Source organism: Streptomyces sp. NBC_01320, from assembly GCF_035974375.1.
GTDB classification, from domain to species: domain Bacteria; phylum Actinomycetota; class Actinomycetes; order Streptomycetales; family Streptomycetaceae; genus Streptomyces; species Streptomyces yanii.
Window position 1 is genome coordinate 210,283 of record NZ_CP108390.1, and the last position, 25,485, is coordinate 235,767.

The 25,485-nt window shown below is 68.4% G+C and carries 24 protein-coding genes and 5 pseudogenes; 15 read left to right on the forward strand and 14 right to left on the reverse strand.

Annotation, left to right across the window (positions count from 1 at the left end; translation table 11 throughout):
* Positions 1 to 5: 5 nt before the first annotated feature.
* Positions 6 to 1,697 (reverse strand): zinc ribbon domain-containing protein, encoded by a 1,692-nt coding sequence (locus OG395_RS01090; protein WP_327241194.1) that lies wholly within the window; start codon positions 1,695 to 1,697, stop codon positions 6 to 8.
* Between the two features lie 893 nt (positions 1,698 to 2,590).
* Between OG395_RS01090 and OG395_RS01095 the strand changes: the two genes are divergently transcribed.
* From OG395_RS01095 to OG395_RS01125, 7 genes are all read left to right on the forward strand, one after another.
* Positions 2,591 to 3,082 (forward strand): hypothetical protein, encoded by a 492-nt coding sequence (locus OG395_RS01095; protein ID WP_327241195.1) that lies wholly within the window; start codon positions 2,591 to 2,593, stop codon positions 3,080 to 3,082.
* 123 nt (positions 3,083 to 3,205) lie between these two features.
* Positions 3,206 to 4,951: a sensor histidine kinase gene (locus OG395_RS01100; RefSeq protein WP_327241196.1), complete on the forward strand. Its 1,746-nt coding sequence runs from the start codon at positions 3,206 to 3,208 to the stop codon at positions 4,949 to 4,951.
* 19 nt (positions 4,952 to 4,970) lie between these two features.
* A complete protein-coding gene (locus OG395_RS01105; protein WP_327241197.1) occupies positions 4,971 to 5,636 on the forward strand; it encodes a nitroreductase in 666 nt (221 codons plus the stop codon).
* 76 nt (positions 5,637 to 5,712) lie between these two features.
* Positions 5,713 to 6,243, forward strand: coding sequence for a hypothetical protein (locus tag OG395_RS01110; RefSeq protein ID WP_327241198.1), 531 nt, complete (start codon positions 5,713 to 5,715; stop codon positions 6,241 to 6,243).
* A 191-nt stretch (positions 6,244 to 6,434) separates the two neighbouring features.
* Positions 6,435 to 7,103, forward strand: a complete 669-nt coding sequence (locus OG395_RS01115; protein WP_327241199.1) for a hypothetical protein — start codon at positions 6,435 to 6,437, stop codon at positions 7,101 to 7,103.
* 387 nt (positions 7,104 to 7,490) lie between these two features.
* Positions 7,491 to 7,706 (forward strand): hypothetical protein, encoded by a 216-nt coding sequence (locus OG395_RS01120; RefSeq protein WP_373302700.1) that lies wholly within the window; start codon positions 7,491 to 7,493, stop codon positions 7,704 to 7,706.
* 87 nt (positions 7,707 to 7,793) lie between these two features.
* Positions 7,794 to 7,922 (forward strand): hypothetical protein, encoded by a 129-nt coding sequence (locus OG395_RS01125; protein WP_327241200.1) that lies wholly within the window; start codon positions 7,794 to 7,796, stop codon positions 7,920 to 7,922.
* Positions 7,923 to 7,999: 77 nt separating this feature from the next.
* On the opposite strand, the gene OG395_RS01130 is transcribed toward OG395_RS01125, so the two are convergent.
* Positions 8,000 to 8,422 (reverse strand): YjbQ family protein, encoded by a 423-nt coding sequence (locus tag OG395_RS01130; protein WP_327241201.1) that lies wholly within the window; start codon positions 8,420 to 8,422, stop codon positions 8,000 to 8,002.
* Positions 8,423 to 8,853: 431 nt separating this feature from the next.
* Positions 8,854 to 9,357 carry a hypothetical protein gene (locus OG395_RS01135; protein WP_327241202.1) on the reverse strand — a complete coding sequence of 168 codons (504 nt, stop codon included), beginning with the start codon at positions 9,355 to 9,357 and terminating at the stop codon, positions 8,854 to 8,856.
* Between the two features lie 201 nt (positions 9,358 to 9,558).
* Between OG395_RS01135 and OG395_RS01140 the strand changes: the two genes are divergently transcribed.
* Positions 9,559 to 11,178, forward strand: a complete 1,620-nt coding sequence (locus OG395_RS01140; RefSeq protein WP_327241203.1) for an IS1634 family transposase — start codon at positions 9,559 to 9,561, stop codon at positions 11,176 to 11,178.
* A 109-nt stretch (positions 11,179 to 11,287) separates the two neighbouring features.
* Here the strand turns inward: OG395_RS01140 and OG395_RS01145 are convergent, their stop codons facing one another.
* The 4 genes and pseudogenes from OG395_RS01145 to OG395_RS01160 all read right to left on the reverse strand — a co-directional run bounded on the left by OG395_RS01145 (position 11,288) and on the right by OG395_RS01160 (position 15,010).
* The gene (locus tag OG395_RS01145; protein ID WP_442818492.1) at positions 11,288 to 12,019 is read right to left on the reverse strand and encodes a helicase associated domain-containing protein; all 732 of its coding nucleotides are present in this window, start codon (positions 12,017 to 12,019) and stop codon (positions 11,288 to 11,290) included.
* A gap of 41 nt (positions 12,020 to 12,060) precedes the next feature.
* On the reverse strand, positions 12,061 to 13,104 hold the full coding sequence (locus tag OG395_RS01150) for an IS630 family transposase (RefSeq protein WP_327244963.1): 1,044 nt from the start codon (positions 13,102 to 13,104) through the stop codon (positions 12,061 to 12,063).
* Positions 13,105 to 13,217: 113 nt separating this feature from the next.
* A pseudogene (locus OG395_RS01155) lies at positions 13,218 to 14,606 on the reverse strand (Helicase associated domain protein); the annotation flags it as partial.
* A gap of 143 nt (positions 14,607 to 14,749) precedes the next feature.
* Positions 14,750 to 15,010: a hypothetical protein gene (locus OG395_RS01160; RefSeq protein WP_327241204.1), complete on the reverse strand. Its 261-nt coding sequence runs from the start codon at positions 15,008 to 15,010 to the stop codon at positions 14,750 to 14,752.
* A gap of 93 nt (positions 15,011 to 15,103) precedes the next feature.
* Here OG395_RS01160 and OG395_RS01165 point away from each other — a divergent pair, with 93 nt between their 5' ends.
* Together OG395_RS01165 and OG395_RS01170 are read left to right on the forward strand one after the other, a co-directional pair.
* The gene (locus OG395_RS01165) at positions 15,104 to 15,682 is read left to right on the forward strand and encodes an IS607 family transposase (RefSeq protein WP_327241179.1); all 579 of its coding nucleotides are present in this window, start codon (positions 15,104 to 15,106) and stop codon (positions 15,680 to 15,682) included.
* On the forward strand, positions 15,675 to 17,303 hold the full coding sequence (locus OG395_RS01170; protein ID WP_327241178.1) for a transposase: 1,629 nt from the start codon (positions 15,675 to 15,677) through the stop codon (positions 17,301 to 17,303). The genes OG395_RS01165 and OG395_RS01170 overlap by 8 nt, the downstream gene beginning before the upstream one ends.
* Here OG395_RS01170 and OG395_RS01175 read toward each other — a convergent pair.
* Positions 17,300 to 17,524: a hypothetical protein gene (locus OG395_RS01175; protein ID WP_327241205.1), complete on the reverse strand. Its 225-nt coding sequence runs from the start codon at positions 17,522 to 17,524 to the stop codon at positions 17,300 to 17,302. The two genes, OG395_RS01170 and OG395_RS01175, sit on opposite strands and share 4 nt — an antisense overlap.
* A gap of 218 nt (positions 17,525 to 17,742) precedes the next feature.
* Positions 17,743 to 18,063 (reverse strand): annotated as a pseudogene (locus OG395_RS01180) (transposase); the annotation flags it as partial.
* 67 nt (positions 18,064 to 18,130) lie between these two features.
* Between OG395_RS01180 and OG395_RS01185 the strand changes: the two are divergent.
* Positions 18,131 to 18,319, forward strand: a pseudogene (locus tag OG395_RS01185) (alpha/beta fold hydrolase); the annotation flags it as partial.
* A 5-nt stretch (positions 18,320 to 18,324) separates the two neighbouring features.
* On the opposite strand, the gene OG395_RS01190 reads toward OG395_RS01185, so the two are convergent.
* The gene (locus OG395_RS01190; protein WP_327241206.1) at positions 18,325 to 19,782 is read right to left on the reverse strand and encodes a VCBS repeat-containing protein; all 1,458 of its coding nucleotides are present in this window, start codon (positions 19,780 to 19,782) and stop codon (positions 18,325 to 18,327) included.
* Between the two features lie 134 nt (positions 19,783 to 19,916).
* Here OG395_RS01190 and OG395_RS01195 point away from each other — a divergent pair, with 134 nt between their 5' ends.
* The gene (locus OG395_RS01195; RefSeq protein WP_327241207.1) at positions 19,917 to 20,039 is read left to right on the forward strand and encodes a hypothetical protein; all 123 of its coding nucleotides are present in this window, start codon (positions 19,917 to 19,919) and stop codon (positions 20,037 to 20,039) included.
* An 80-nt stretch (positions 20,040 to 20,119) separates the two neighbouring features.
* Here OG395_RS01195 and OG395_RS01200 read toward each other — a convergent pair whose 3' ends face one another.
* The gene (locus OG395_RS01200; RefSeq protein ID WP_327241208.1) at positions 20,120 to 20,329 is read right to left on the reverse strand and encodes an Lrp/AsnC ligand binding domain-containing protein; all 210 of its coding nucleotides are present in this window, start codon (positions 20,327 to 20,329) and stop codon (positions 20,120 to 20,122) included.
* A gap of 424 nt (positions 20,330 to 20,753) precedes the next feature.
* A complete protein-coding gene (locus OG395_RS01205) occupies positions 20,754 to 21,206 on the reverse strand; it encodes a DUF2750 domain-containing protein (protein ID WP_327241209.1) in 453 nt (150 codons plus the stop codon).
* Between the two features lie 124 nt (positions 21,207 to 21,330).
* On the opposite strand from OG395_RS01205, the pseudogene OG395_RS01210 reads away from it, so the two are divergent.
* Positions 21,331 to 21,627 (forward strand): annotated as a pseudogene (locus tag OG395_RS01210) (transposase); the annotation flags it as partial.
* A 41-nt stretch (positions 21,628 to 21,668) separates the two neighbouring features.
* Here the strand turns inward: OG395_RS01210 and OG395_RS01215 are convergent.
* A pseudogene (locus OG395_RS01215) lies at positions 21,669 to 22,761 on the reverse strand (integrase core domain-containing protein).
* A gap of 110 nt (positions 22,762 to 22,871) precedes the next feature.
* Here OG395_RS01215 and OG395_RS01220 point away from each other — a divergent pair.
* Both OG395_RS01220 and OG395_RS01225 read left to right on the forward strand, forming a co-directional pair.
* On the forward strand, positions 22,872 to 23,075 hold the full coding sequence (locus OG395_RS01220; RefSeq protein WP_327241210.1) for an integrase core domain-containing protein: 204 nt from the start codon (positions 22,872 to 22,874) through the stop codon (positions 23,073 to 23,075).
* A 373-nt stretch (positions 23,076 to 23,448) separates the two neighbouring features.
* Positions 23,449 to 24,006: a GNAT family N-acetyltransferase gene (locus OG395_RS01225; RefSeq protein ID WP_327241211.1), complete on the forward strand. Its 558-nt coding sequence runs from the start codon at positions 23,449 to 23,451 to the stop codon at positions 24,004 to 24,006.
* Between the two features lie 227 nt (positions 24,007 to 24,233).
* Here OG395_RS01225 and OG395_RS01230 read toward each other — a convergent pair whose 3' ends face one another.
* A complete protein-coding gene (locus OG395_RS01230; RefSeq protein WP_327249221.1) occupies positions 24,234 to 25,484 on the reverse strand; it encodes a cytochrome P450 in 1,251 nt (416 codons plus the stop codon).
* Position 25,485 lies beyond the last annotated feature (1 nt).

Genomic DNA, 25,485 nt, shown 5'->3' on the forward strand with positions numbered 1-25,485 from the left:
CGTCTCTAGAACTCTGTGTGTGCCTGTGGTTTCCGGGCTTTTCGGGCGCGGCGTGGCCGTGTGCGGTTGCCGTCCGGTGGTCCGATCCTTGGGGTGAGGGGGTGGACTGCGGTGGCGTGCAGGTGGTGGAAGCCGGTCCGCTCGGCGGCGCGGGTGCGTCGTCGACAGGTTCTGCGTGAGAGCCGCGTGCGTCCGGGTGGAGGAAGGTCTTCCTCCGGCCGGGCGTGGGCGGGTACTCCATGACCTGGCACCGGCCCGGTGGGGGTGGGTGTCGTGGTGTCATGCCCCGCCGGACGCTGGACCATCCCGGTGGGGGTGGTGGCGGGGACCGTACGCGCGTCGGGCATACGGCGGGAAGTCTTCGGGCCCGGGGCCTGCCCTTGGGCGGCGTGCCGGGTGTCTCGGCCACCAGGGCCGGTGGGTCTGCTGGGGGTGGGGTGACCCTTGCCCGGGGTGGTCTTCGGCCCGTGCGGGCGGGGCGGGGCCGTCTGTGCTTGGTGTTGGCGGCGCATGCGGTGGGTGGTCTTCTTCGGGCGGCGGACCGGGGTCACGGTGCCGTCGACGGTGGTGCGGATGGTGCGGGTGTGGGTGGTGGGGTCGGTGGTGGTGTGGGTCTGGGCGAGCAGGCCGCGGGAGACGATCCGGCGGGCGGCGGCATGGTCGCGGTCCATGGACAGCCCGCACCGGGTGCAGTGCGCCCATTTCCAGCCGCGTTCGGCCAGCCGGTCGGGGGCGGGGTGGTGGGTCAGGGTGGCCAGGCAGCCGGGGCACAGCCTGGAGGTGCCGCGGGCCGGGACGGTGACCACCGCGATGCCCGCCTTCGCGGCCAGGTGCCGCATCGCCTGGGCCACGGTGCCGCGCACCTGCCCCGACAGGCGGGCATTGCCACGCCGGTGGCCACGCGCCTCCAGGGTGGCCAGGTCTTCGAGGTAGATGACGCTCGCGCCGAGCGCTGCCGCCTGGTCGACGGCCCAGCGGGCCGCCGCCCGGGCCAGTGCGTCGTTCAGGTGCCGGATCCGGGCACACACCCGCCCGTGCTCGACCTCCAGCACCCGGGCCCGATCGAGGTGTTCGCCCCAGCGAAGGTGCGGGGAGCCGAGGCCATCCGCGAGGGCCCGGTGGTGATCGCGCTTGGCGGCGAGGTGCTCGCGGACGCCGCGCAGCCGGTGCAGGGCGGCGCTGACGGTGGTGGCGTCGAAGATCAGGGGCCGCCCGTCGGTGAGAACCCGCCGGGTCTGTCCTTTGCCGGTCAGGCGGCCGAGCGTGCCGGTGAGCAGGGTGCCCACACCCCAGTCGAAGCCGAGTGCCACGGTATGCCCGCTCGCTTTGGTGGCCGGGGCGGGCCGGGAGTGCGGCAGGTCCACCGCGATCCTTCCGGCCCGGGTGGGGCGCAGGGTGGGGGTGTGCAGCACCGCGTCCGTGGTGACGGTGCCGGGCAGGCGGATGTCGATCCCGTGCCAGGCCCAGTCACGGCCCGAGGCGGGAGCCGCACACAGCGGAAGCTTGAGACGCAAACGGGCGGTGGTCTCGTCCACCCTGGCCAGGGTGACCTGCTGGCGGTCCATCGCGGCAAGCAGCACCAACTCGCCGACCTGCGGTGGTCCCTCCAGCACGCACAATCCGGCGGGCAGGTACCCGTGCTCGGTCACGTACGCACGGATCTGGCGGGTGCGGTTGCGGATTTCGGCACCGCTCACGTCCGGCGGGCAGCAGCTTCCGCAGCGCCGCCCACTCCGCCTCGGTGCGCCGCCTCGGATCGGTGGGCCAGGTGGCCAGGATCGCGGTCACGATGGTGCGCCGGTGCAGGGCCAGGCGCAGAGTCCTGGCCGCGTACTCCTCGGCACCGCGGCGCACCCGGTCCGACACATACACCCCGGCCGGGAGTGTGACGGCCTGCGGCCAGTCCAGGCGGCGCATCGCCATCCACCCCTTGGACGGCAGCGCCTCGCCCCGCTCGTCGACCCCGGCGGCCAGCACGTCCAGGGAGTCCTCGTCCCACCGCGAAGCCACCAGAGCACCGGTCAGCTCCTGACTCAACCGGGCCCAAAACCCCACCCGTTCGAACAGCAAGCCCTGCCCGACCCGCTCACCGCTGCTCTCCAGGACACCACGGAAGGCGGTACAGGTGGCCGTCGCCATCAACTTGGCCACACCCATCCCCCCTTCCTTTTCCGCACGATCCCGGTCAGTCCCCCGAAGCGGCCACCCCCGGCGCTTTGATCGGACTAACGAACGACCCTCACACAAGGACACGGCCTTACCGTGTCCCGTCGATCCGCCCGAGCCCTCCGCACCCCGGGGCACCGCAATGCACGGGGAAACCAAGATCGTCGACGTCCCACGACGCAGAGAAGGAGGAACCCCCCTCACAACAACAGCGGAAACCGTTACCAGGAAGGAGGAAACGGGTGGGAGAGTCCGAGGAACCGTCCCAATAACGCGAAGCAGCATCAACCAGCCTGCTTAAGCCAAACCCCCAACAGTTGAAGACCCTGTCGGGAACGCGGCGGCCTCCTCCGCCGTCCTCGTCCAGTTCACCGTCGTCGTCCTGGCCACGGTCGCGGTCACCTCCGAGTACGCGACGGGCAGCGTGCGGGCTTCCCTCCTGTCAGTTCCTCGGCGGCACCGGGTCCACGCCGCGAAGGCACTGGTGGCGGCCGTGGTGGCGTTCGTCGCCGGCACCACGTTCGCCGTCGTGGGCGCGGCGGTGGCCTGGGTGGGGTTCGACGGACGGGCCTCCTTCGCGGCCGGCCCGAGCCTCCGTCAGGTCCTCGCGGTCGGTCTCTACGAGGCGTTGGTCGCTGTGCTGAGCGTCGGGGTGGCGTTCGCCACGCGTCATCCGGCAGGCGCGCTTTCGATCCTCGTCACCCTTCTGTGGGCGCTGCCCAGCATCCTCCTGGGCCTGGGAGGCCCGACGCTCGCGGACCTCAACGACCAGCTGCCGCACGGCGCAGGGGACCACTTCATGCGCCCCGCCGCCGAGACACCGTACGGGCCGGTGACGGGGGTCCTGATCGTGGCGGCGTGGGCCGCGACCGCGCACCTGATCGGCCTGTACGTGCTGCGTCGACGGGACGCCTGACTCCGACGCCGGTGGCGGCCCGAAGCCCTCGCCGGGCCCGCTTTCGCGCCGGACGTCCGGGCCCGTCCCGCAGAATCGACTCGGAAAGGTGAGGACATCCACCAGAAGGACGGTCGACGCACCATGCCGTACATACACATGCCCCCGGCCAGACTCGTGTGCGGTGACGTGGCCCTGTGGAGCGTGCTCGCCGCTGCCACCGGCTACGGGTTCAGGGACGCGGGCGTTGCACCCTCGCCGGTCCAGGACCTGTGTCTCCCGTTGGCCGTCCTGGCGGTGGCCGTGCCGCTGTCCCGCCGCCGGCCGGGGACCGCGGTCGTCCTGGTCAACGGGCTGTGCGCGCTGGGCATGGCCGACTCCGCGACCCCCGCCAACGCCCACGTTCTCTCGCTGGCCGCCCTGAGTTGTCTGCTGGGGGCCCGGGTCGCCGCGGCACGGCGCCCGCTCCTGGTGCTGGCCAGCTGCCTTGCCGTCGATCTCGCGACGTGCGCGGTGCTGCGGACGCAGGCCGTGTGGTGGTTCTACGCGCTGACTGTGCTGCCCGCCGCTCTCCTGCTGCCCTGGCTGGCCGGACGGCACTGGCGCGGCCGACGCGAACTCGTACGGGAGGGCTGGCGGCTGGCCCGGAGCCTGGAGGAGCGCCAGCACCTGGTCGCGGAACGGGCGCGGCTGACCGAACGCGCGGACATCGCGGCCGACATGCACGACTCTCTCGGGCACGCGCTGAGCCTGGTCGCCCTGTGCGCTGGCGCCCTGGAACTCTCTCCCGACCTCACCGACCGCGACCGCACCGACCTCGCCGAGCTGCGCGGGACGATCGCGGACGCCGTGGAGCAACTGCGCGAGACCGTCGCGGTCCTGCACGACCCGGCCGGAACGGAACCCGGAACGGGCCTGCCCGTCACCGACACCGTCGAGGACCTCCTCGGGCGGGCGGCCGCCTCCGGAGTGCCGGTGCGCTGGGAGCAGCACGGGGCGATGCCCATACTGTCCGCCCTGGTCCAACGGGGTATCTACCGGGCGGTGCAGGAGGCACTCACCAACGCGGTGAAGCACGCGCCGGACGGCGAGATCCGGGTGCGGATCTCACACGAGGCCGACCGTACCCGCGTGAACGTCGTGAACGCCGCTCCGCCGGCCGACCGGCCGGCGTTCGCGGCCGAAGGCCCGATGATCGGCGCCGGTGGCCGGGGCCTGACGGGGCTCAGGGAACGGGTGACGGTACTCGGCGGCTCCTTGTGGACCGGCCCATACCAGGGTGGATTCCGCGTCACCGCCGTCCTCCCGCACCAGGTCGCGGCCTGCCCGGGAACGCCGACGCCGCAACCGGAGACGGCGCCCGCACCCTGCGGGCCGCACGCAGGATCCGCTCACCCGGGTACGGACACCGTCGTACCGGAGTCCGTCAAACGGCTCGCCTCCGTACGGAATGCCGCCCGTCGCCGCCTTCGCGGCTCCTGTCGTCGCAGCCGCCTTCTTCGTACCCTCAGCCGTCTACCTGGCCTGGCAGTTGACAACCAGCGTGCTGCCGCCGTCCCGGTTCGACGAGCTGACCACCGGCCGGCCCCGCGCCGAACTCGCTTCCTTGCTGCCGGCCCACGCCTACCCCTACCCGCCCGACCACGCCCGTTCCGCACCTCAACCGCCCGGTCTCCGTTGCGAGTTCTACCGATCCGGCCGCGACCTGTTGACCGAGGTCGACCTCTACCGGCTCTGCTGGTCAGGCAACACGCTGGCGACGAAGGACACCGTGCCCGCAAGCCGACCGACAGCCCCGTGGCCACCTTCCGCACCGTCGAGGAGGAGCTGAACCGCAGCGATCCAGGACTGGTGAAGATCATTACCGACCAGCAGGTCGAGCTACGTTGAGCGAGAGGACGAGAACCACGTGGATGTGTATGAAGCCGTGGACGGCCGCCGGGCCGTGCGGGCGTTCAGCGACGAGCCGGTACCCCGAGAGGTTCTCGAACGAGTGCTGACTGCAGCGACGCGGGCTCCGTCGAGTGGGAACCTCCAGCCGTGGCATGCCTATGTCGTGGCCGGCGAGCCCCTGGCTGAACTGAAGAGGCGCGCGACGGCCAGGGCACTGGCGGGCGACCCGGGCGACGAGCGGGAGCATCCGATGTACCCGGCCGAACTGGCCTCGCCGTATATGGACCGCTTCGCCGCCGCAGCCGCCCAGCGGTACGAAGCGTTGGGCATCGAGCGCGACGACCCCGACAGGCCCATGAAGATCGCCGCCTTGAACTCGGAGGCGTTCGGGGCGCCGGTCGTGCTGTTCTGCTACCTCGACCGGACGATGGGCCCTGGGCAGTGGGCGGACGCGGGGATGTATTTGCAGACGGTCATGCTGTTGCTGAGGGCGGAAGGGTTGCACAGCTGCCCCCAGGTGATGTGGACGATGTATCGCAAGACCGTCAGCCAGATGGTCGGGGCCGACGACGGGCTCGTGCTGTTCTGCGGTGTCTCGGTGGGATTCGAGAAGGAAGGCGCGCCACGGCTGCGCACTGGGCGGGCGGACATGACGGAAACAGTGAGCTTCATCGGAATGTGACCATCAGGCGGTCAAGATCCGCAGGATCAGCAGGCGCGACCGTCTCTATGTCCTCGTACTCGCCGACGCCGACCTCGTGGTCGACGGACTCCTCATCGACTTCAAGAGCGACAAGCACCCGCACCGCTTCCCCAAGGCGAGCGCCTGGCAACTGCTCGGCTACCTCCTGCTCGACACCGCCGACCACTACCGGATCGACACCGTCGGCTTCTACCTCTCCCGTTCCGCCGTCCTGGCCACCTGGCCGGTGGAGGGCTACCTCGACCTCCTTGGCACCTGCCGCCGCGAGCTTGCTGCACTGCGCTCCGTCTTCGCCGAACTCCTCGCCGGCTGCCGGGCCGACGCTGAGCCGTACACCCCGGAAGACGAAGACCGTGTCCGGCGGCTGCTCCAGAACCTGGCCCCGGTCATCGAGGCCGGCCACTGCCCCACCTGTGCCCAGCCGCTGCCCGAGGCCACCCGCCGCCCCCGCAAGTACTGCACCACCTGGTGCCGCAGCCGCGACCAGGCCATGCGCCGCAAGGGTCTCCTCCCCGGCGGCCCCGTTCCGGCTCTGCCACGCCCGCGAAAGGAGCGCCTGAACCCCCAGAAGACGCGGAGATTGTGAGCCTCACACCGCATTTGCGCAGGTAGACACGTTGCGCAGCAAGGCTGTGAGGGTGTGAGACGGAGCTCGCGGCTGCACTCTCCTACGTTCCGACCGCGGGCTCTACCGGGCCGCCACGCGGCGCTTCCCCGCCCCGGCCTTGGCGGTTCGGGATGCCCCGGGGGAGGCTGGAGAGGGGGCAGGAGGCCGTCATGCGCGTCCAGGACATCCAGATCGGCGAGACCTACCAGGTCAAGGTCCCCCAGCGACTGCCGCCGACCCTCCGCCACCATATCCCCCGCACCCATGCCGACTTCGCCGCCGACATGCGACTGAACCTGCGCCGCGGCGACCGCTTCGACCTCACCGTCACCGGTATCGACCCCGAGGGCGCCACCGTCGACGGCTACGAGGCCACCACCAACCGGGTCACCCTGCGCCTCACCGCCGACCAGATCGAACTTCTGGACCTCCCCGCCGGCCCCGAGTACGAGATCGACGGCTTCGTCACCGACACCGACGGCAACGAGGTCACCCTCCCCGCCGCCATCACCTACACCGTCCTGCCCGCCGTCTGGCTGCATCCCCTCGAAGAACCCGTCCCCCTCGCCTCCAGCACCGCCCGGTTCTACCGCGCCCGGGTACAGGCACAGGCCACCGGGATGACGGTCCAGGACGTCGCTCGCGCCGCTGAGGACGCACAGGAATACCAGCGCGACATCGCCGGGCAGGCACTGGACAGCTACCGAGCCGAGGAATGGCTCCGCACCGCCGAAGTGGAACACCAGGAATGGCTCCGGATCTCAGCACTCATGACAGACAAGGCAATGAAGACGTACGCCCCGCAGAGCGACCCGCAAGGAATGACACCCCACTCCTGAGAAGCACGCTCCCGTCCCCCTGACCGTCGCGGCTGAGATCGCTTCGCGCGCCCGTGCGGCAGGTCAGATGCGCGGTCGCGTCCAGTGAGACAGGAATCGTAGGTGTGCGCCGGCCGCCCCCGCGCGCTTTGAAATCTGTGAGTCTCGCAGCCCATTTCCCCAGGTAGGCGCGCTGCTCTGTGAGGTGTGATAGCTGTGAGAGCAGCCGTCGGCCAGGGCCTGCTGTCCTCTGACAAGTGATCTTGGCCGTTTGCCAGGAGATTTTGACGACCAGCAGTTCCCTGCCACCTGATCTTGACCGATGGTCCTCCGTGAGCCAGGTGTCGTTTTGGTCGGACATCCCGTTGGGCCCCTTCCCGGCCTGAGATGATCAGCGGGACCGTACGAATGAACGCAGAGGTGGGGAACATGGTCGGCCTGGTGCTGCTCGGCGTCTTGGTGCTCGCCGCCGGCGGGTGTGCGTGTGTGGTGTGGGCGGAGCGCGGCGGGCCCCGCTGGGTCCGCGGCGTGGCGACCGTGACGCTCGCCGCGAGCGAGCTGGTGCGTCGCTCCGAGAAGAACCGGCGCCGGAGTCTGAACCGGACCACCAGCGACGGCGAGTAGGAACGGACGAAGCGGCCTGAACCGGGCGGTCAAAGTCGCCTGGCAATCGGTCAAGATCACTTGTCAGAGGTCACCTGCGGCTGCTGCATGGTGCTGCTGATCGTCGTGGTGGTGGCTGGGATGGTGGTTCGTGGCGCAGCGCAGCATTTGCACGACCCGGGCGGGACAAGGGTGCCGCTGCTCCGCAAGATGACCGCGCCGCAGCTCCCTACCTGATCGGCCTCCGCGACACGGCCGCATTGCTGGCCGGATTCGCCCTCGCCGCCTGCCGCAGGACCGCGTGGGTGGTGTGGTCAGCCGAGGAAGGACAGCCGGACTTGGCGTTCGGGGCTCTCCCGGTTGGAGTTCACCAGTACAACGGACTGCGAGGCCCCCAGCTCCAGCTCACCATTGACTACGGGCAGCGTGGCGTGTGGTGGTACCAGTGCCGGGAGCACGTGCTCACTGCCGTGGCCTGGACGACCGTGGCGGGCTCGCCAACGGTCGTCCGCGGGAAGAATTTCGCGGAGGGCTGCCAACAGGTCATCGTCACTGCCCGCGCCGGTCTCGATGATCGCCAGGCCGGATGTCGCGTGGGGGGTGAAAACGTTCAGCAGTCCGTTTCGCCCATGAGCGACCTCCCGGAGGAACGCGGAGCATGCGTTGGTCAGGTCGTGCATGGTCTCAGTGCCGCCGGTTGCAATGTTGATGGTGCGGGTGGTGAAGGTGCCGGTCATACTTCACCGGTACCCATCGCGGAGCAAAGCACTAAGGGCTGGATGGGTTGTTCCTCCGGGACTCCGCCGGTAGGGGCACGTGCTCGCCGGGCGCGGTAGTGAGATATCCGGGCGAAGACCCGGCCACCGCACTCCGGACACGTCAACTCCGCTCCCCGGACACGGTGAATATCCGCCCAGTCGTGTCCGCAGCCGAGGTCGTCAAGCGACGCGTCCAATCGTCCCCACCTCGGATGCACGGCTGTGTACCCCACATCGCCCCCAGTCGTCCGACTGAGGGACAGCGTCCCCAACTTGTGATGCGCTCCCACACCAGTTCTAAAGAACGGCGAGATTCCTTACCGAGCCGCATCTGCACGGCTCGGAACGCCCACTACGCGAAGCAAGCTGCGAGAACCTGGAGAACGGCATCACGGCCCGCCGCTACGCCCTCACCGGTGACCGCCGTATCCTGCACGGCACCGTCCTCTGACGTGTTCCCCAAGCACGAGAAACGGCGCTGCACAGTTGCTGCAGCGCCGTCTCACTTCGGCTGGCTGGTCAGGGAACGCGCTTGAGTTTGGTGATGGGCGTGACGTTGCCCTTGGCCTTCGCCTCGGCCTTGCAGGCCTTCTCCTGCAGAAACGGCGTTCGTACTCGTCCTCGAAGTCGCCGGCGTCCAGTCGCATGTCCTTGGGCAGGGCCTTGATGGCGCGCTGCTGCTCGCGCGGGTCGTTGAAGGCGGCGATCATCGGGTGGAGCTGGAAACGGCCGCGGCGGACCACAGTGATCAGCCGGGCGGCGACCAGGTGCGGCATGGCCCGGCTGATCATGCCGCGTTCCATAGCGAGTCCAGTGGCGAGTTCGTCGTGTGTGGCGACCACGAGGCCACCGGTCTCCTGCTCGGTCATCATGTGCAGCAGCAGCGTGTAGGCGGTCGGAGGAAGCCGCGGCACGTACGCGCCTCGGCACCGTCACACTCGCAGCCCTCATGATCTGGCTCCGAACCTGATCCGAGAAACAGCGCCTAGCCCCATCCTCCGCACATGACCGGATCGGATGATCCGGTCATGTGGCCGGTACCTGGACGGGTGTGGTTCGTTGAGTGGGATGTGCCGATATCTCGTACACGTCGTTCCCGGGTCCAGCGTCCCCGCATGGCGGTGGAGTTGACCTCTGTGGTGGAGAGGCGTCTGGGCGCTCTGCCTGCCTCTGCCGAGTTTCTGCGCCGGCTGGACGTGGCCGGGATCATCGACGAACTGTGCCCGGTGCGGGACGTGGCGCATCTGACCCACGGGCAGGTCATCGAGGTGCTGGTCGCCAACCGTCTGTCCTCGCCCACGTCGATGGTCCGGGTGGAGGACTGGGCACGGAAGTGGGCCGTGGAGGAAGTCTTCGGCGTAGAGCCTGGGCTGCTCAACGATGATCGGCTCGTCCGTGCGCTGGACGCGATCGCGCCGAATCTGGAGGAGATCACCGGCTCGGTCGGCGCGCAGGCCATCACGGAGTTCGGCGTCGATGTCACTCAGATTCACTGGGACATGACCTCGCTGTCGCTGTTCGGTGCCTACGAGGACCAGGAAGAAGGCTTCCCGCAGGTCAGGTACGGTCACCCCAAGGACCGGCGAGTGGACCTGAAGCAGATCCAGGCCGGGCTGGCCGTCAGCCGCGACGGCGGCATCCCGCTCTTCCACCGGGTCTACGACGGCGGCGCGGGCGAGGTCGCCCAGGTCGTCGGCGCGATGAAGGCCCTGCGGAAGATCGCCGACCGCAAGGACTTCCTGCTGGTCGCGGACTCCAAGCTCGTGTCGTACCCGAACATCACCGCGCTGCTGGACGCGAAGGTCGACTTCATCGCCCCGCTCCCGGCCGCCCAGGTCAAGGACGAGGTCTACGCCGCCTTGGACGTGGACTCCGCTCAGCTGGTCGGCTACGTCAACGACCGCGACCGCGAGCGGAATACCCCCGCCGATCAGCGGGAGTCCTACCGGGTTCTGGAAGACGTCCACGTCATGGCCGGGCCCCGCAAGCGTGATCCCGTACATACCTTGCGGCGGATCCTGGTCCACTCCACCGGCAACGCCAAAGGCCAGCAGGCCGCCCGTGCCAAACGCCTGGCCAGGGCGGCGGAGGACCTGGACAAACTGCAGTGTTCCGCCGGCGGCCGCTACTACAACACCGCCGCCAAGGTCGAGGCCCGGATCGGCGTGATCGCCAAGACCCGCCGCGTGGCGAGCTGCCTGCGCACCACCGTCACCACCGATACCGACGGCCGCCCGTCGCTGACCTGGCACTTCGACCAGGACGTCCTGGACGCGCAGGCCGCCGCCGACGGCTGGTACGCCCTGGTCACCCGACTCACTCCCGAGCAGGCCGACGCCGCCGAGGCCTTACGGCGCTACAAGGGCCAAGGCGTAGTCGAACGCCGCTACAGCGACTTCAAGGGCCCGCTCGCGGTCGCGCCGGTCTTCCTGGAACACAATCGACGCATCGCCGCCCTGATCAGTGTGATCTGCCTCGCGCTGCTGGTGTTCTGCCTGATCGAACGCCAAGTACGCCAGGCCCTGGGCCCCGAGCAGACTATGAGCGGCCTCTACCCCGACAACCGCAGGGTCCGCCCCACCGGACGCATGATCCTCTACCACCTCGACAGCCTCATGCTCCGCCCCGGCACCGCCACCGACCCGCCCACCATCCTCATCAGCCAAGGAGTCCAAGCACACCTGCTCGAACTCCTCGGCATCGATGAAACCAGACCCCGCTGGCTGGAGACCTAAATCCCCATGTGCGAAGTCACCGCCTAGCAGCCGGCGAAGACTCGACCAGTGCCAGAAGCCCCTCGGGGCCAGCCGCGGGCTGTTCCGGCTGGCCCCTCGTCGTCGGGCGCTACGTCCACTCCACTCCGAGTTCGGTGAGGGCGGTGCGCTGCGGGGCAGTGAGCTTGTTCCGGCGTTGTTTCTGGTTGGCGTACCAGATGCCGAGCGCGAGCTCGTGCTCCTGGCCGTCGAGGACGATCGTCTCGCGGTGGGGCCGTTTGACCGCAGTGGTGCCTTCGCGGGCGATGTACTGGGCGAGGGCCGCGACGCCCCTCTGGAAGGCCGCTGACGCCTTGCTCTGACCCTTCGCCGCACCCTTGGAGGCTGGGGCCGCAGTGGGGCGCTCAGAGGGTTTGATACCCAGCCCGGACAGCCGCTCCTGCTGCTCGGTGGACAGCTGCGCCCAGGTGCTCGCTTCCCTTTGCCGCGCGAGCCATCGTCCGAGGTCGTCGCCCTCGAAGAGAACGCCGGGCTGGATGTCGGGCAGGAGGCCGTGGGGTTCGTCTTGGGCCAGGTGGGCGAGCACCTTGTAGTGGCGTTGCCAGTCCAGTGGCCAGGGGCAGTTCCAGTCGGGGTCGATTTCGGCGAGCTGCGCGGCCCGCGCGGTGGCGCGTTTGGGGATTTTGCCGAGGCCGTCAGTGCGGCGGAGGTTGGCGAGCAGTTGTCCGATGGCTACCTGCTCGCCTTCGCCTTCGCCCCAGACCGTGTCCTGGCGGGGGGCGAGGTGCCCGTGCGCGTGCCGGTAGGAGCGCAGCATCGCGAGCTTGGCCTCCCACGCCTCCTCCCCGGGTTCCCACACCATGCCGGCGTCGTCCGCGTCCAGCAGCTTCTTGCGGTGGTCGTCTAGTGTCCTGCGCCGGAGATCCGTCGGCAGAAGTGGGCGAGGGAGTCGAGGATTTCTTCGGCGGTCTTGGTCCAGATGAACGGCGTGGGGTCCTCGTTCCAGTTCTTGACCCAGCGGCGGATGTCGGCTTCGAGGGCCTGCACGTTCTTGTGCGCGCCTCGGCGGATCATCTGGTCGGCCAGGAAGCCGAACCACCGCTCGACCTGGTTGATCCATGAGGAGCCGGTCGGGGTGAAGTGCAGTTGGAACCGGGGGTGTTTGGCCAGCCATGTTCTGATCGCCGGGGTCTTGTGGGTGCCGTAGTTGTCGACGATCAGGTGGACCGCCAGATGCGCGGGCACCTGCTTGTCGATCTTGATCAGGAACTTCTTGAACTCCGCCGCCCGGTGCCGCCGGTGCAGGGAGCTGATCACCTCGCCGGTGGCGACGTCGAAGGCCGCGAACAAGGTGGTCAGACCGTTACGCACGTAGTCATGAGTCCGCCGCTCGGGCATTCCAGGCATCATCGGCAGCACCGGCTGAGACCGGTCCAACGCCTGGATCTGGGACTTCTCGTCCACCGACAGCACCACCGCGCCCTCGGGCGGGTTGAAGTACAGACCTACGACGTCGTAGACCTTCTCCACGAACAAGGGGTCTGTCGAGAGCTTGAACGTGTCCGTCAGGTGTGGCTTGAGCTGGAACTTCCGCCAGATCCGGCCGACGCTCGACTTCGACAGGCCGCTGCGGTCGGCCATCGACTTCCGCGACCAGTGCGTGGCGTTCTTCGGGATCTCCTCCAGCGTCGCGACCACGACCGCCTCCACCTGATCGACGCCGATGGTGGGTGGCCGGCCCGGCCGTGGCTCGTCCACCAGGCCATCCAGCCGCTCGGCCAGAAACCGCCGCCGCCACTTGCGGACCGTGTCCGCGGTCACCCGCAATTCGCGGGCGACCACGACGATCGGCGGGACCTCGGGCCCGGCACACGCGAGCACGATCCGGGCCCGCAGGGCCAACGCCTGAGCCGTCGTAGCCCGACGCGTCCACCGCTCCAGTGCCATCCGCTCCTCGGCGGACAGCAGTAACGGTTCCAGCTTCGGACCACGACGAGGAATGGATGTACCAGCTGCAGAAGTCACACAACAACTAACGATCAACTACCGGCGCAGGACACTAGCTCTCCGGCCCGCAGCGCTTTGCGCTGCTGGTGCACCCAGCGCCCCAGTGGGAATGCCTTCGTGGCGCCCACCGTCGTCTCGACGTCATAGGGCACGGCATACAGGCCCTCGATGCCGTTGTCGGCCCGCCAGCGGATAAGGGCTTGGTAGCCCTCCAGCCACACCAGTGATTTGGGCCGGTACACCCGGATGCGTAGGAACGCCGCGATGGTGGCCGCGTCGCGGGGGGAGGAGAAGTGCAGCAGCGCCGACTCGGCTGCCGCATCAGTCCCGTCCTTGTGTTCCTGTCCCTCGCTTGCGGCTGCGTTGCCGGCCCGGACGATTTGCCCGTCCTCGTCGCGGACCAGGTGGTGCAGCTTGGCCCGCGGCTGGCGCGACAGCGCCTGCGACGCGAGCTGGTCGACCATGCGCTCCGAGTGACTGCGTAGGCCTTGGAGCACGGCCACAAGGGGCGCGAACGAGGCGGAGGCGACCATGTCCTTCGGGTCCTCGCCCGGCTGAAGGAAGACCGGCACGATGATGCGCGCGACCTTGGTGGTGCCGTCCGGGTTCGGGCGGAGCGCGCGGCCGATGTTCTGCACGATCTCCACCTGCGAGCCGCGGGTGTCGGCGAAGCACACGGCCTCCACGCCCCGCTCGCCCACGATGTCGACGCCTTCGCCGAGGACGCGAACGCTCGCGAGGAAGGCGCGGTGGACCCGCCGGCCGTCAGCGTCCACACCGTTGGCGAACTGCTTCAGGGTCTCGCGCCGTTCGGAGACGAGGTGGTCGCCGCACAGCCATGCCGACCACACCCGGTCCGGCGGGACATGGCGGCCAGGCTCCAGCTCGTAGAACTCGGCGTCGATCGTCGAGGCGGGCAGGCGCTCCGCGTTGGCGATCGCGGCGTCGGACGCCTCGGCCGCATACAGCTCGGCCGTCGTCTCCGGCAGCCTCGTAGCGAACGCGGCGGCCTCCTCCACCCGCTGGTGGAAGGTCATCACGGTCTTGAGGTTGTGGCGCGTGGCATGCTCCAGGAGCGCGGCCTGGAGCAGCGCGAGCCGACGCCCCCTCAGCGCTTCCTCGGACAGTCCGAGGACCGGGTCCGGATCCCGAACTTCTAGAACATCAATCTCAAAACCTGCCAAAATACCCCGCTCGATGCTCTCCGCGAGCCCGAGCTCGAAAATCCATTCGCCGTACGGGCCTGCCAGATCACTGAGCATGGAGGCGATCTCCAGCTCCTCGCCGCCGACGCCCTTCTGGGGGCGCGGCGCGGCCAGGATCCGCAGGGTCGCGGTCAGGTACAACCTGAAGTCGGCAGGGATGCGGGCGTTGTCGTGGATCGCGGCCCAGGGCCGGCCGAGGTCTCCGGCGGTCCCGTGGGCTTCGTCCGTTTTACTGAGCGAGGTCGTGTGAGAAGTGTTGTTGAGCTGGCATTTCACGTGCCGTACATGTTCGCGAGGTTGGGGACGTGGGGACGCCTATTCGCCCTGACTCTCATGCCGTACCTGTGTAAGGCGGTGAGCCCGCTGTTCCTTAAGGGCCCTCAGTGTGAAGGTGCGGCGGTGAGAAGGACGGTGGCGGATCGCATGCCGTCGGACGCACGCGAAGGGCGGGCCGTCCGGGGGGAGGGTGGAAGAGCGGTGAGGCCAGCATCGCTGGGCGTCTGCGGCACGGCGAGACGGTCGAGGAGTTCGTTGGCGGTCTCGTGCCCGTCCACGAGGCTGCGCAGGGCCTCGGGGGTGAGATAGCGGTAGCTCTGTGGGGGGTGGAAGGCGCCGGAGCGGCGCAGATGGGCGAGGGGCACTCTGTTCCCCAGTGGGCGGGGGGTCAGGAACTGCTCTCGACTAAGTGTCCATGAGTGTCCTTCAGGTGTCACGAGTGTCGTATGATCTGGTGTATGAACCTGACGGAATGGGCACGCGCACAGGGGGTCGCCCCGCGTACTGCGTACCGCTGGTTCCGTGAGGGCACGCTGCCGGTCCCTGCGGAGCGAGTGGGGCCGCGCACGATCCTGGTGAACATCGACGCGAACACCTCACCGTCCGTGACCGGTGGCGTGGGCCTGTACGCCCGTGTCTCCTTCCATGACCAGAAGGCCGATCTGGAGCGGCAGACCGCACGCTTGTCGGCATGGGCCGCGAAGGCCGGGCATAAGGTCGTGCGCGTCGAATCCGAGATCGCTTCGGGCATGAACGGCGCCCGCGCCAAGGCCCGTCGCCTGCTGGCCGACCCGGCGGTGACCACGGTAGTGGTGGAGCGCAAAGACCGGTTGGGCCGTATGAACGTCGAACTCGTTGAGGCCGCTCTGGCTGCAACCGGCCGTCGACTCGTTGTGCTGGATGACGGCGAGGTCGAAGACGACCTGGTGCGCGACATGGTGGAGGTTCTGACCTCGTTCTGTGCTCGCCTGTACGGCCGCCGCAGTGCGAAGAACCGTGCCAGGAAGGCACTGGAAGCGGCGGCTGCCGATGGCTGACAAGAAGCAGCTCCGCACCATCGACTTGCCGTTCGTTGCTGTCGGCCCGTCCGGTGTGGCGTTACGCGACCGCCTCAAGCACCTCGCGCCAAAGGACGAGAAGGTGTTGCGTCTGGTCGGCGAGCACCAGGGCCGCCTGGCCTGTCTCGATCTCAAGGCCCGTTGCGAAGCCGGGCACAAGCACGACAACGACGCGTGGGCGTCCCGCAAGCGTGACCTGACCGAGCAGTCGTCGTCGCGTATCGCGGGTGCGATCACGAAGGCCACGCATGACCAGTACGGCCTGGCCCGACGCTGCCTGCTCGCCCATGTCCAGAACCTTGAGGCCGGTATCCGCACGCTGCGACACCGCCTGTCCCTCCCGATCGGGGAGAAAGGCAGCAAGCGGGGGCCGGGCGGGTACCGGTCCAAGGGCGAGTGGTTCCACAAGTCCCGCCGCCTGGCCACCCTGGAACACCGCCTCGACGTGGCCCGCGACGACTGGAAGACCGGACATGTCCGTGTCGTTCGCGGCGGCCGGCGGCTGCTCAAGAACCGGCACAACCTTCAGGCCGCGCAGCTCACCGAGCGCGAGTGGCGTCAGCGTTGGGAGGCTGAGCGCTGGTTCCTCGCCGCGGACGGCGAGTCCGGAAAACGCTTCGGGAACGAGACGATCCGCGTCACTCCTGACGGCGAAGTGTCGATCAAGATGCCCGCCCCGCTCGCCCACCTGGCCAACAGTAAGCATGGCCGGTACGTTCTTGCCTCCAAGGTCGCGTTCGCGCACCGTGGGGACGAGTGGCGCGACCGCACCGAGGCCAACCGTGCCGTCGCCTACCGCATCCACTACCACGTTGAGCGGGGCCGCTGGTATCTCACCGCTTCGTGGACCAGGCCCGCCGTGCAGACGATGCCGCCGGCCACCGCCCGCGCCAAGGGCATGGTCGGCGTCGACACGAACGCCGACCACTTCGCCGCCTACCGGCTCGACCGGCACGGCAACCCGGTCGGCGACCCGCGCCGCTTCCACTACGACCTGTCCGGCACCGCCGACCACCGCGACGCCCAGATCCGGCACGCTCTCACCCGCCTCCTGCACTGGACCAAGCAGACCGGCGCGCAGGCGATCGGCATCGAAAACCTGGACTTCGCCGCCGAGAAGACCCGCGAGAAGCACGGCCGCAAGAAGCGGTTCCGGCAACTCATCTGCGGTATGCCTACCGGCAAGCTCAAGGCCCGCATCGTCTCCATGGCCGCCGAACACGGCATCGCGATCGTCGCCGTCGACCCGGCATACACCTCGATGTGGGGCGACCAGCACTGGCGCAAGCCCCTGATCAGCATGACTCGCCATGACGCCGCCTCGGTGGCCATTGGCAGACGCGCCCTCGGGCACCCGATCCGGCGACGGACGGCACCGCCCCAGCATCACCAGAGTGATGGTGCTGGGCATCGGACCCTCCAGGCCGATCATGGTGACCGAGGGCGTGAGGAAACCCGCCGCCCCGTCGCGGAGCGTGCACACGATGCGCGTCACCGGACAGGGACAACGAGAACGCGGGGGACCAGCGCATCCAAAACCGTTCGGGATGCGCGCAGTTCCGGGACGTGGGTACAAGGCTCACTCCTGGACACTGTTTAGGAACGGTCGCCGAACCTTTGCACGCGTGGATGCGGCGATGGGGTGTCCGAGTCGGGCCAGCTCGCCTTGCCCGTGTATCCAGCGGCCGTTGTGGGGAACTCGGCGTCCGCGAGCTGCCCGCCGCGGTCAGTCACCACGGCGACGTGGATGGTGTCGGCGTGGGAGTCCACTCCGCCGATCACCACGTGTTCGACGACGGCTTCGGTGTCCGTTCCTGTCATGCTGGAGATGCCTTCCTGACCGGAGGTGGCTCCGGCCGGGCGGGGCAGACAGGACAGTGATGGGGCCTTTGGCCAGGCTCCTATAAGGTCATGATCCACCCGGCCGGGGCCTCGGGAACGGGCCCCGGCAGCCGGACAGACCAAGGCGAAGACAGCCCAGCAGGACGTCAGTCAGTGATCGAGTCACGACCACCGGGAACCCGGATACCACTATCACTGTCGGTGATCGTCGAGATGGTCTGTTTGGAGATCTCCGCGCCGTAAACCTCGGCCAGGTGCGCGGAGATCTCCCCGTGCGTGAGCCCCTTCGCGGACAGCGACAGCACCATCTCGTCCACGCCGGTCAGGCGCCGCTGCCGCTTCTTGACGATCTGCGGCTCGAACGTGCCGGCCACGTCCCGGGGGACCTTCACCTCGACCGGGCCGACGTCAGTCAACACGGTCTTCGCCCGGGTTCCGTTCCTGCTGTTGCCGCTGTTACGGCCCTCGGTGTCGTGCTTCTCGTACCCGAGGTGATCGGTGATCTCACCCTCCAGGGCGGGGTTTCAGGCGGGGTGCAGGACGATCCTGTCGAGGGCGACTCGGAACTCTGCCACGCCCTGCTCGCGGTCGGTGCGCGATGTCTCCCGGGCTGCGTACGTCGGTGACGTCGTCGCCGTGATTCATCAGCTCGAACTGCACCAGCCTGCCCTGGTCGGCCAATCGCCGGGCGGCCACACCGCCTTGCTCACAGCCGCCAGGCACCCCGACCTCATCCGCGCGATCGCCCTTGTCGAGGCCGGCCCAGGAGGCCCGAAGTGTCATATCACCCAAAGCAGCCCATTGCCGCCCAGGAGGGTGCCGTTTTGCTGGGTGAGTCCGACGGAGGACGCGGTGAACATGCGACTGCCCGCGGCTGTTGGTCCGGAGGTGCCGCCGGGGAGGACCCAAACGGCGCCCGTGGAGTTGTTCTCGTCGGCCGCTCCGACGAACAACTCGGCTTTGCCGTCCTTGTTCACGTCACCCGCGGCGACCGTTGTACCGAAGAAGTCGTCGACCTCTGAGCCTCCGGGGACACTTGCTGTGTCCTGATTGAAAGCGTACGCCCCGGTGCCGAGGGCGCCCGTGCGCCGTCCGGGGATGACGGTCACCTGCCCGGCCCGGCCGACCTTGCCAATGGATTCGTACGGCGCCCCGACCACGATGTCGGCAAGCCCGTCACGGTTAAGGTCGGCCACCGCCAAAGCGCCGCCGAAGGCGTCGTACTTCTCACTCCCGCCGGGGACGCCAGCAGTGTTCTGCGTGATCTGAACGGGTGCCGCGTCGGCCGCGATGCCGAGCGCCGAGCCGTACCAGACCAGGATGCGACCGCCCAGCGCGCCGTCGACCCCGGCGACTTCGGGTTCGTCCGGGTCGCCGACCACGAGATCGGCGAATCCATCGCCGTTGAGGTCGCCGGTGGCGGAGATAAGGCCGTTGCCCTTCTGGAGACCGGGTGACACACCGGGCGTGTGAACGTAGTTCTCGGGGTTCACGAAGACCGCGCCACCGGAGAGACCACCGTAGCGGTAGGTGACGTTCACATGGTCCTGGGCGCCGTCCCCGTTGAGGTCGCCGAGCGCCACAGACTCGCCCCAGGACATGTGCGCCGGCATTGCCGCGTTGCCGAACGAGCCGGTGCGACTGAAGGGGCCAGTGAAGCGGACGGCCCCGTGCCAGCCGCCCACCAGGACTTCGGTCTTCACTCCCGGGCCGGCGCTGACAGCAGCCAGGTCCAGGCCGTAGTACAGCGGATCGCTCTCCGGTGTCGGCAAGTTGGTGCCTGTGGTGAGGCCGGCGCTGCTTCCCCACAGCACCGTCACCGCTCCGGCATCGATCCCCTGGGCCGTGCCCTCGTAGGGCGACGAGACGATCAGGTCCGCGTACCCGTCGCGGTTCAAGTCCGCCGTGGCGGTGGCGGCACCAAACCGGTCGTACGCCTCGGCGGTGCCCGGCACGCCGGCGGTGTTCTGCGTAATGATCTTCCGCCGGGTCGTCGACAGTCCCGACTTCGACCCGTACATCACGACGACCGCACCGGCCGCCTCCTTACCCGCCACATCGGCGCCGGGGGCGGGCAGGACGGCGTCACGGTAGCCGTCGCCATTGAAGTCACCGGGTACCGCCCCGTGCACGGCGGCCGCGGGAGTGGCCGGCAGCAACGTGCCGCCGATCAGACCAGCGACCAGAAGGGCGGCGGCTCTCCACCTGCGCCCGGTCAGAACACGGTTCATTCTCATGTTGAGTCCCCTCCACCCCGGGCGCACCTCCCGTGCACCCAAACATCGCGACGGATTGTAAAGGCGTGCGGGGCGCTGTGGCCGGGCGGGGATGCTGTAGAAGCCTTTTGAGACGATTGAAGCAGCGTTCGAAGGTGTTGAGGCGAAGCCCCCCACTGGGGCGGGCCGGGAGCATCGAGATCACCGCCGATACGGACGGCACCGTCTGGGTCAGCGGCGCCGCCGTTATCTGCATCCGCGGCACCATCACTCTCTGACCGAGCTCCGGCAGCCAGCCGGAGCGCGGACAGCTGCGCGGCAGTCCATGCGCCGGACCACCGGGGCCGGGGCGGGATCGTCATGTGGTGTCTGCGGAGAGCGTCTTCATGGTGACGTAGCTGGTCACCATGGCCACGCCGGGCAGGCTGGCCAACTGGTCGGCGTGGAAGTCCTCGTAGGCGGGCAGGTCGGCCACCTCGACCTCGAGCAGATGGTCGAAGTTGCCGGTGATGTGGTGGCAGGCGACCCCCTCGGGCAGCCGGGTGACCGCACTCTCGAACGCGATCACGTCCTCGCGACGCCGCCAGGCATGCTCGCTTCGCTGATTGATCTCGTGGTCAGTGGAGGATCACTTCCGGGGCAGCGGGCAATGAGATGGGCGCGACCCGCAGCGACGGTGTCGGCTGACTTCGCCCTCAACCACGCCCACCAGCATGCCAACCGAGAGCCAGAAAGGGGCGTCACCTGTGGCGGACTGGAACGGCCGGCGCCCCCGCTCGCGGCGCTGGCGAAGCAGGCCGCCGTGGCGTGACGCCGACAGGCCCGGTTCGTTGAACGGGGCTGCGGAGCAACGGGCAAGCCTCCGGGGCCAGTCGGGCCCCGGAGGCTTCGTCGTCCCGGCGCCGCGCCAGCAGCAGGCGCGGCTACCCGATCAGAAGTTCCGTCTCTGTACACGCTTTGAGATCGTTGCGACAGCCGTCACTCGGCCGAATCTACCGGTCGTATGGTGGCTCGCCGAGCGCGTGAATGAGACGATTGACTACTTCACCGACAGTGAAGTCCCATCCGGTTAGGCGCTGTCCGCTCCAGTTAATCCCTACCCGGAAGTCATCCTTGGCTAGATCCGGCAAAGCCGCGCTTCGCCAATGATCCAGCGGCATTGAAACAGCTCGAAATTGAGGACCCCATAGCTGAGCAGCGCGCTGCGCACGGGTCTTCGACGACCAATAGGGGAAAGCTGGTTGCCCAGAACTTGAGACCGGGGTCGGACTGCCGTCGTCGTCTCGAACCCACCAAACGGTACGAGTCCGGGCGATCTCACGGAAGAAGGCCGCTGCCTGAGCCCCGCTTGTGCTCACCTGAATCCTCCTAGATCGTCCCGACTTCAGCATCACGCTTGAGCGCGGCACCAGAGGGCCCCAGTTGCCGCGCCCCGTTCGCAGCATTAGCCCCGGGCCTTCACGTGGCCGGTTGTTCGATGCGTGATCGGAAACGCGAAGAGTGCTCCTGACTTGCAACGATGAGACTTGTCTAGGGTCCTGGTCGTCGCATGAAAGAAGCACTCCTCAGGTGAAGAAGCGTATCGGCTCCTATCCGCGTGTCCGCATCGAGGGCGGCGGGAGCGGGGTGGTCTCGCAGGCTGGCGGGGTGCTGCTGGTCGAGACTGCCCGTAAGGCCGGCCTGGATACCGCGATATCGGCGGCGCTGACACCGTGGCGGCGGCCTCGGGCGGTGCACGATCCGGGCAAGATCCTGCTGGATGTCGCTCTCGCGGTCGCGCTGGGTGGGGACTGGCTGGCCGATGTGGGACTGCTGCGGGCCGAGCCGGCCGTGTTCGGGCCGGTGGCCTCCGGCCCAACGGTCTCCCCTGATCGACACTGCGGATGCCGATTAATCATCCGCCCTGATCAGGCGGCATGTTGGTACTCGCGAAGGGTTCCGCCGAGTCGATCTCGTCGGCCGATCTCCCAGTGCTGAATCTGCCCTGGTTCGGCGGTCGGTGTGGGCAGCGGGCGGAGCGGAGTGGCTTGCCCCAGGGCCCGGTGGGGGCGATGGCGGTTGTACAACGACTCGAACTCGCGCAGGGTGTGGAGTAGGTGCCGCTGGCCCCATATGAGGGTGCGGTCCAGCAGCTCACGTCGACAGGTTTGTATCCATCGCTCCGTGATCGAATTCATCCGCGGCATCCGGATACCGCTGAGGATGACCTCCAGCCCGGCGTCGGCCATCACGGCGTCGAAGGCCTTGGTGAACGTGGAGTCCCGGTCGCGGATCAAGAACTTGGCCTGGCTGCCCGCGTCCTGGAGATCCATGGCGAGATTGCGTCCGACCTGTACCACCCAGTCCGCGGTGGGGTGTGCGGTGGCGCCCAGGAGCCGGATCCTGCGGGTGGTGTGCTCGATGACGGCGAAAACGTACAGGCGTGCCCCGGCCAGGGTGCGGGTCTCGAAGAAGTCGCAGGCGAGGAGCGCGCCGGCCTGGCTGCGCAGGAAGTCAGCCCAGGTCGTGCCTTCGCGTTCGGAGGCGGGCGGGATGCCGTGCTCCTTGAGAATCTCCCAGACGGTGGAGGCGGCGATCTTGATGCCGAGCGCCGCGAGCTCACCGTGGATGCGCCGGTACCCCCAGGAGCTGCTCTCGCGTGCCAGGCGCAAGACCAGGCTGCGGATCGAGCGGACTGCGGGTGGGGCGCCCTCGCCGCCGCGGTGCGCACGTGACGGCATGGCGCTGTTTGAGCAGGTCGCGGTGCCACCGCGAGATCGTGTCGGGACGCACCAACAGCAGGAGCCGGCGCAGCTTGTTCACTGGGAGACGATGGAGCAGGCCAGCGAGCAGCGCACGGTCGGTGTCGGTGAACGCGGGCTTGCCGACCTGGCGCTGCAGGACCAGCAGCTGGTGCCGCAGGGTGAGGATCTCGATGTCTTTGTCCCGCTCACTCATCGGCAGCAGCCGCAGGAGCGTGAACGTATGGGTGACGGCGAGGTAGGCCAGGCGCAGCAGCACGACAGATCATGATGCCGCCGACGGCCATCCGGGTGAACAGCACGGGCGCGAGTGGCGCGCGAGCAGAAGGCCTGCCAGCGACGATCAAGCTCCTGACCTGGCCGGATAATTTGTCGGCACCCGCAACGTTCAAGGCCGAACTGATCGAGATGCAGGGCCCCTGGACGGACGTCGACCAGGTCGAGCGGGCGATCTTCCAGTGGATCACGTGGTACAACGAAGAACGTCTCCACTCCGCACTCGACTACGTACCGCCCGCCGAGTACGAACACGACTTCTGGCGGAGCCAGGAACAAGTCCCGCAGCCCGCCTGAACCATCAAGATCGGACTCTACGAAACTCGGGGCAGCTCAGGGCGACGCATGGCAGCGCGTCATCGGCGAGGACCGGACGGCACTCGGCAGAGTGCCGGAAGACCGCCTGATGGAAATGACGAAGCAGCTGCGGAAACTGTCGCATGGTGCCCCATGCTGTGGGTTCGAATCCCACGCTCTCCGCGTGGGGTGGCCCCTGACCAGCAACTATGGTCAGGGGCCGCCTGGCTTTTCGGCCTCGGACGCTGTCCGTGACCGACCACTGTTGTCCGGTGTTGACCGCCCCAACTGGCACGCATCTGGCACGGGGCCGACAGCGCCGCCTCGGCGTGCCTGTTGGCCTCGCGCGCAGTGCAGCGTGATCGAATAGGGCATGGCATCGTCCTGGACCGGTAGGCGGGTGCGCCTACGCGCTATTGAGCCCGATGACTGGACGGTGTTCGCGCGCTTCGCGGACGATGACGGGCGGCGAGTGGGCCGGTTGGATCTGCCGCGGTCCGCCGAGAGCTATCGTGCCTGGGCGAAGGAGCAGGCCGTTGCCGAGTGCGATGACGACCGTTTCCGGTTGGCGGTCGAAACGACGGCCACGGGGGAGCTGGTCGGCGCGGTCGGCTCACATCGCACCGGTCGTTGTTCGGGCTGGTTCGAGTTCGATGTCGTGATCGGCGCCGGCCACCGGCGCAAGGGCTACGCGGCGGAAGCCGTGGTGCTGTTGCTGCGCTTCATGTTCGCCGAGCGGCGCTATCACAAGTGCCTGGCGGCGGTCTTGGCCCCCAACGAGGCGTCGTTGGCACTTTTTCGTCGGCTCGGCTTCACCGAGGAGGGGCGCTTACGGGAACACGTTTTCTTCGCCGGCGGGCATCACGACCTCGTCATGATGGGCATGCTCGCCGACGAGTTCGACCGGCGACACACGATGAGCGAGCCGTGAGCAGGTCGTCCGGGCGTGTGCGGAACGGTACTCGGACTTGATCGACGTTCGCTGTTGGCGGGTGTAGGCGGTCTGTCGCCGAAAGCGGGGCTGTCCTCAGCCGCGCACGGTGGCACGCAGGTGCAGGCCGGCGGCTGCGAGACCGAGGAGGGTAGCGGGTTGCTGTCGAATGCAGAGTCGGCCGGGCCGTCCGCGGCGCGACCTTGCAACTGCCCTCGGCTGCCGCGTCAACCGTCACCCTGCTCGATGTCCAGATGGATCGGACCCCGAAGAACGGGGCTGGGCCGGTACGGCGGCGGGTCGGCGACCAGCCTGGGGCGGTCGAGCCGGCGTACCAGCTCGGTCAGCGCGATCTGGGTTTCCCGCCGGGCCAGCGGGCCGGCGAAACACAGGTGGATGCCGCTGCCGAACCCCAGGTGCTGGTTGTCATGCCGATCCGGGTCGAAGCGGTCCGGATCGTGGAAGCGCTTCGGATCGCGGCTGCCTGAGGCCAGCATGAGCATCATCTGCGAGCCCTGGGGGATGACGGTGTCGGCGACGGTGACGTCGCTGTACGCCACCCGCCAGGGAATGATGTGCACGGGGGGCTCGTAGCGCAGCAGTTCCTCGACCAGCGGCACGACGAGGTCCGGTTCGTCTCGCAGTCGCTGCAGCACCTGCGGGTGGCGCAGCAGCGTCAGCATGCCGTTGGTGATGAGGTTGACGATGGTCTCATGGCCGGCGATGAGGAGCAGTCTGGCGGTGGCGACAATTTCGGTGTCGGCCATCCGACCGTCGGGCCCGTCGTCGTTGGCCAGCCGTGACAGCAGGCCGTCTCCCGGCCGGCCGTGGCGCTGTTCCACCAGCTCGCCGAGGCACTGGCGCAAGTCCTTGCGGGCCTGTACGCCCTTGTCCAGCTTCTCCTTCGGGTCGGTCTTGGGGTTGTAGTCGATCGAGTTCATGATGTCGTTCACCCAGAGGTGGAACCTTGGCTCGTCCTCGCGTGGCACGCCGAGCAAGTGACAGATCACGGTTACGGGGAGCGGGGAGGCGAAATCGTCGACGACGTCGATCTGCTCCTTGCCCGCCAAATTGTCGATCAGGCTGCCGACGGTGGCGGTCAGGAAGCCTTCAAGTCCGGTCACCAGCCCAGGGGTGTGCGGGGGGCCGAAGTGACGCATCGCCATACGCCGCAGGCGATCGTGCTCGGGCGGGTCCATGTGGATGAACGACGACGTGGCCCCTTCCTCGGCTGAGGGCAACGGACGCGACAGATTGCGCGGGTCGGAACTCAGATGCGGGTCATTCAGTATGTCCGTGATCTCGCGATAGGTGCTGATGACGTAGCTGCCGTCCTCCTGCCGAGCCACCGGCGTCTTGCGCAACTCGGCATACAGCGGGTAGGGGTCGGCCCGGGCGGAGTAGTCGAAGATCCGTTGCAGCGTGCCGGGCGTCCCGGTCGTGGCCGTTTGGCCTTCCTCCTGCCGATGCTGGTGCACG

What these genes read in the sequence shown, in the direction of transcription:
- OG395_RS01140 (WP_327241203.1), top strand. Translation starts at nt 9,559, where the DNA reads ATGGCGGTGGAGTTGACCTCTGTGGTGGAGAGGCGTCTGGGCGCTCTG.
- OG395_RS01130 (WP_327241201.1), bottom strand. Translation starts at nt 8,422, where the DNA reads ATGACCGGCACCTTCACCACCCGCACCATCAACATTGCAACCGGCGGC.
- OG395_RS01125 (WP_327241200.1), top strand. Translation starts at nt 7,794, where the DNA reads ATGGTGCTGCTGATCGTCGTGGTGGTGGCTGGGATGGTGGTTCGTGGC.
- OG395_RS01175 (WP_327241205.1), bottom strand. Translation starts at nt 17,524, where the DNA reads ATGACAGGAACGGACACCGAAGCCGTCGTCGAACACGTGGTGATCGGC.
- OG395_RS01170 (WP_327241178.1), top strand. Translation starts at nt 15,675, where the DNA reads ATGGCTGACAAGAAGCAGCTCCGCACCATCGACTTGCCGTTCGTTGCT.
- OG395_RS01165 (WP_327241179.1), top strand. Translation starts at nt 15,104, where the DNA reads ATGAACCTGACGGAATGGGCACGCGCACAGGGGGTCGCCCCGCGTACT.
- OG395_RS01150 (WP_327244963.1), bottom strand. Translation starts at nt 13,104, where the DNA reads ATGGCACTGGAGCGGTGGACGCGTCGGGCTACGACGGCTCAGGCGTTG.
- OG395_RS01205 (WP_327241209.1), bottom strand. Translation starts at nt 21,206, where the DNA reads ATGCTGCGAACGGGGCGCGGCAACTGGGGCCCTCTGGTGCCGCGCTCA.
- OG395_RS01100 (WP_327241196.1), top strand. Translation starts at nt 3,206, where the DNA reads ATGCCGTACATACACATGCCCCCGGCCAGACTCGTGTGCGGTGACGTG.
- OG395_RS01225 (WP_327241211.1), top strand. Translation starts at nt 23,449, where the DNA reads ATGGCATCGTCCTGGACCGGTAGGCGGGTGCGCCTACGCGCTATTGAG.
- OG395_RS01145 (WP_442818492.1), bottom strand. Translation starts at nt 12,019, where the DNA reads ATGGTGTGGGAACCCGGGGAGGAGGCGTGGGAGGCCAAGCTCGCGATG.
- OG395_RS01115 (WP_327241199.1), top strand. Translation starts at nt 6,435, where the DNA reads ATGCGCGTCCAGGACATCCAGATCGGCGAGACCTACCAGGTCAAGGTC.
- OG395_RS01120 (WP_373302700.1), top strand. Translation starts at nt 7,491, where the DNA reads ATGAACGCAGAGGTGGGGAACATGGTCGGCCTGGTGCTGCTCGGCGTC.
- OG395_RS01190 (WP_327241206.1), bottom strand. Translation starts at nt 19,782, where the DNA reads ATGAGAATGAACCGTGTTCTGACCGGGCGCAGGTGGAGAGCCGCCGCC.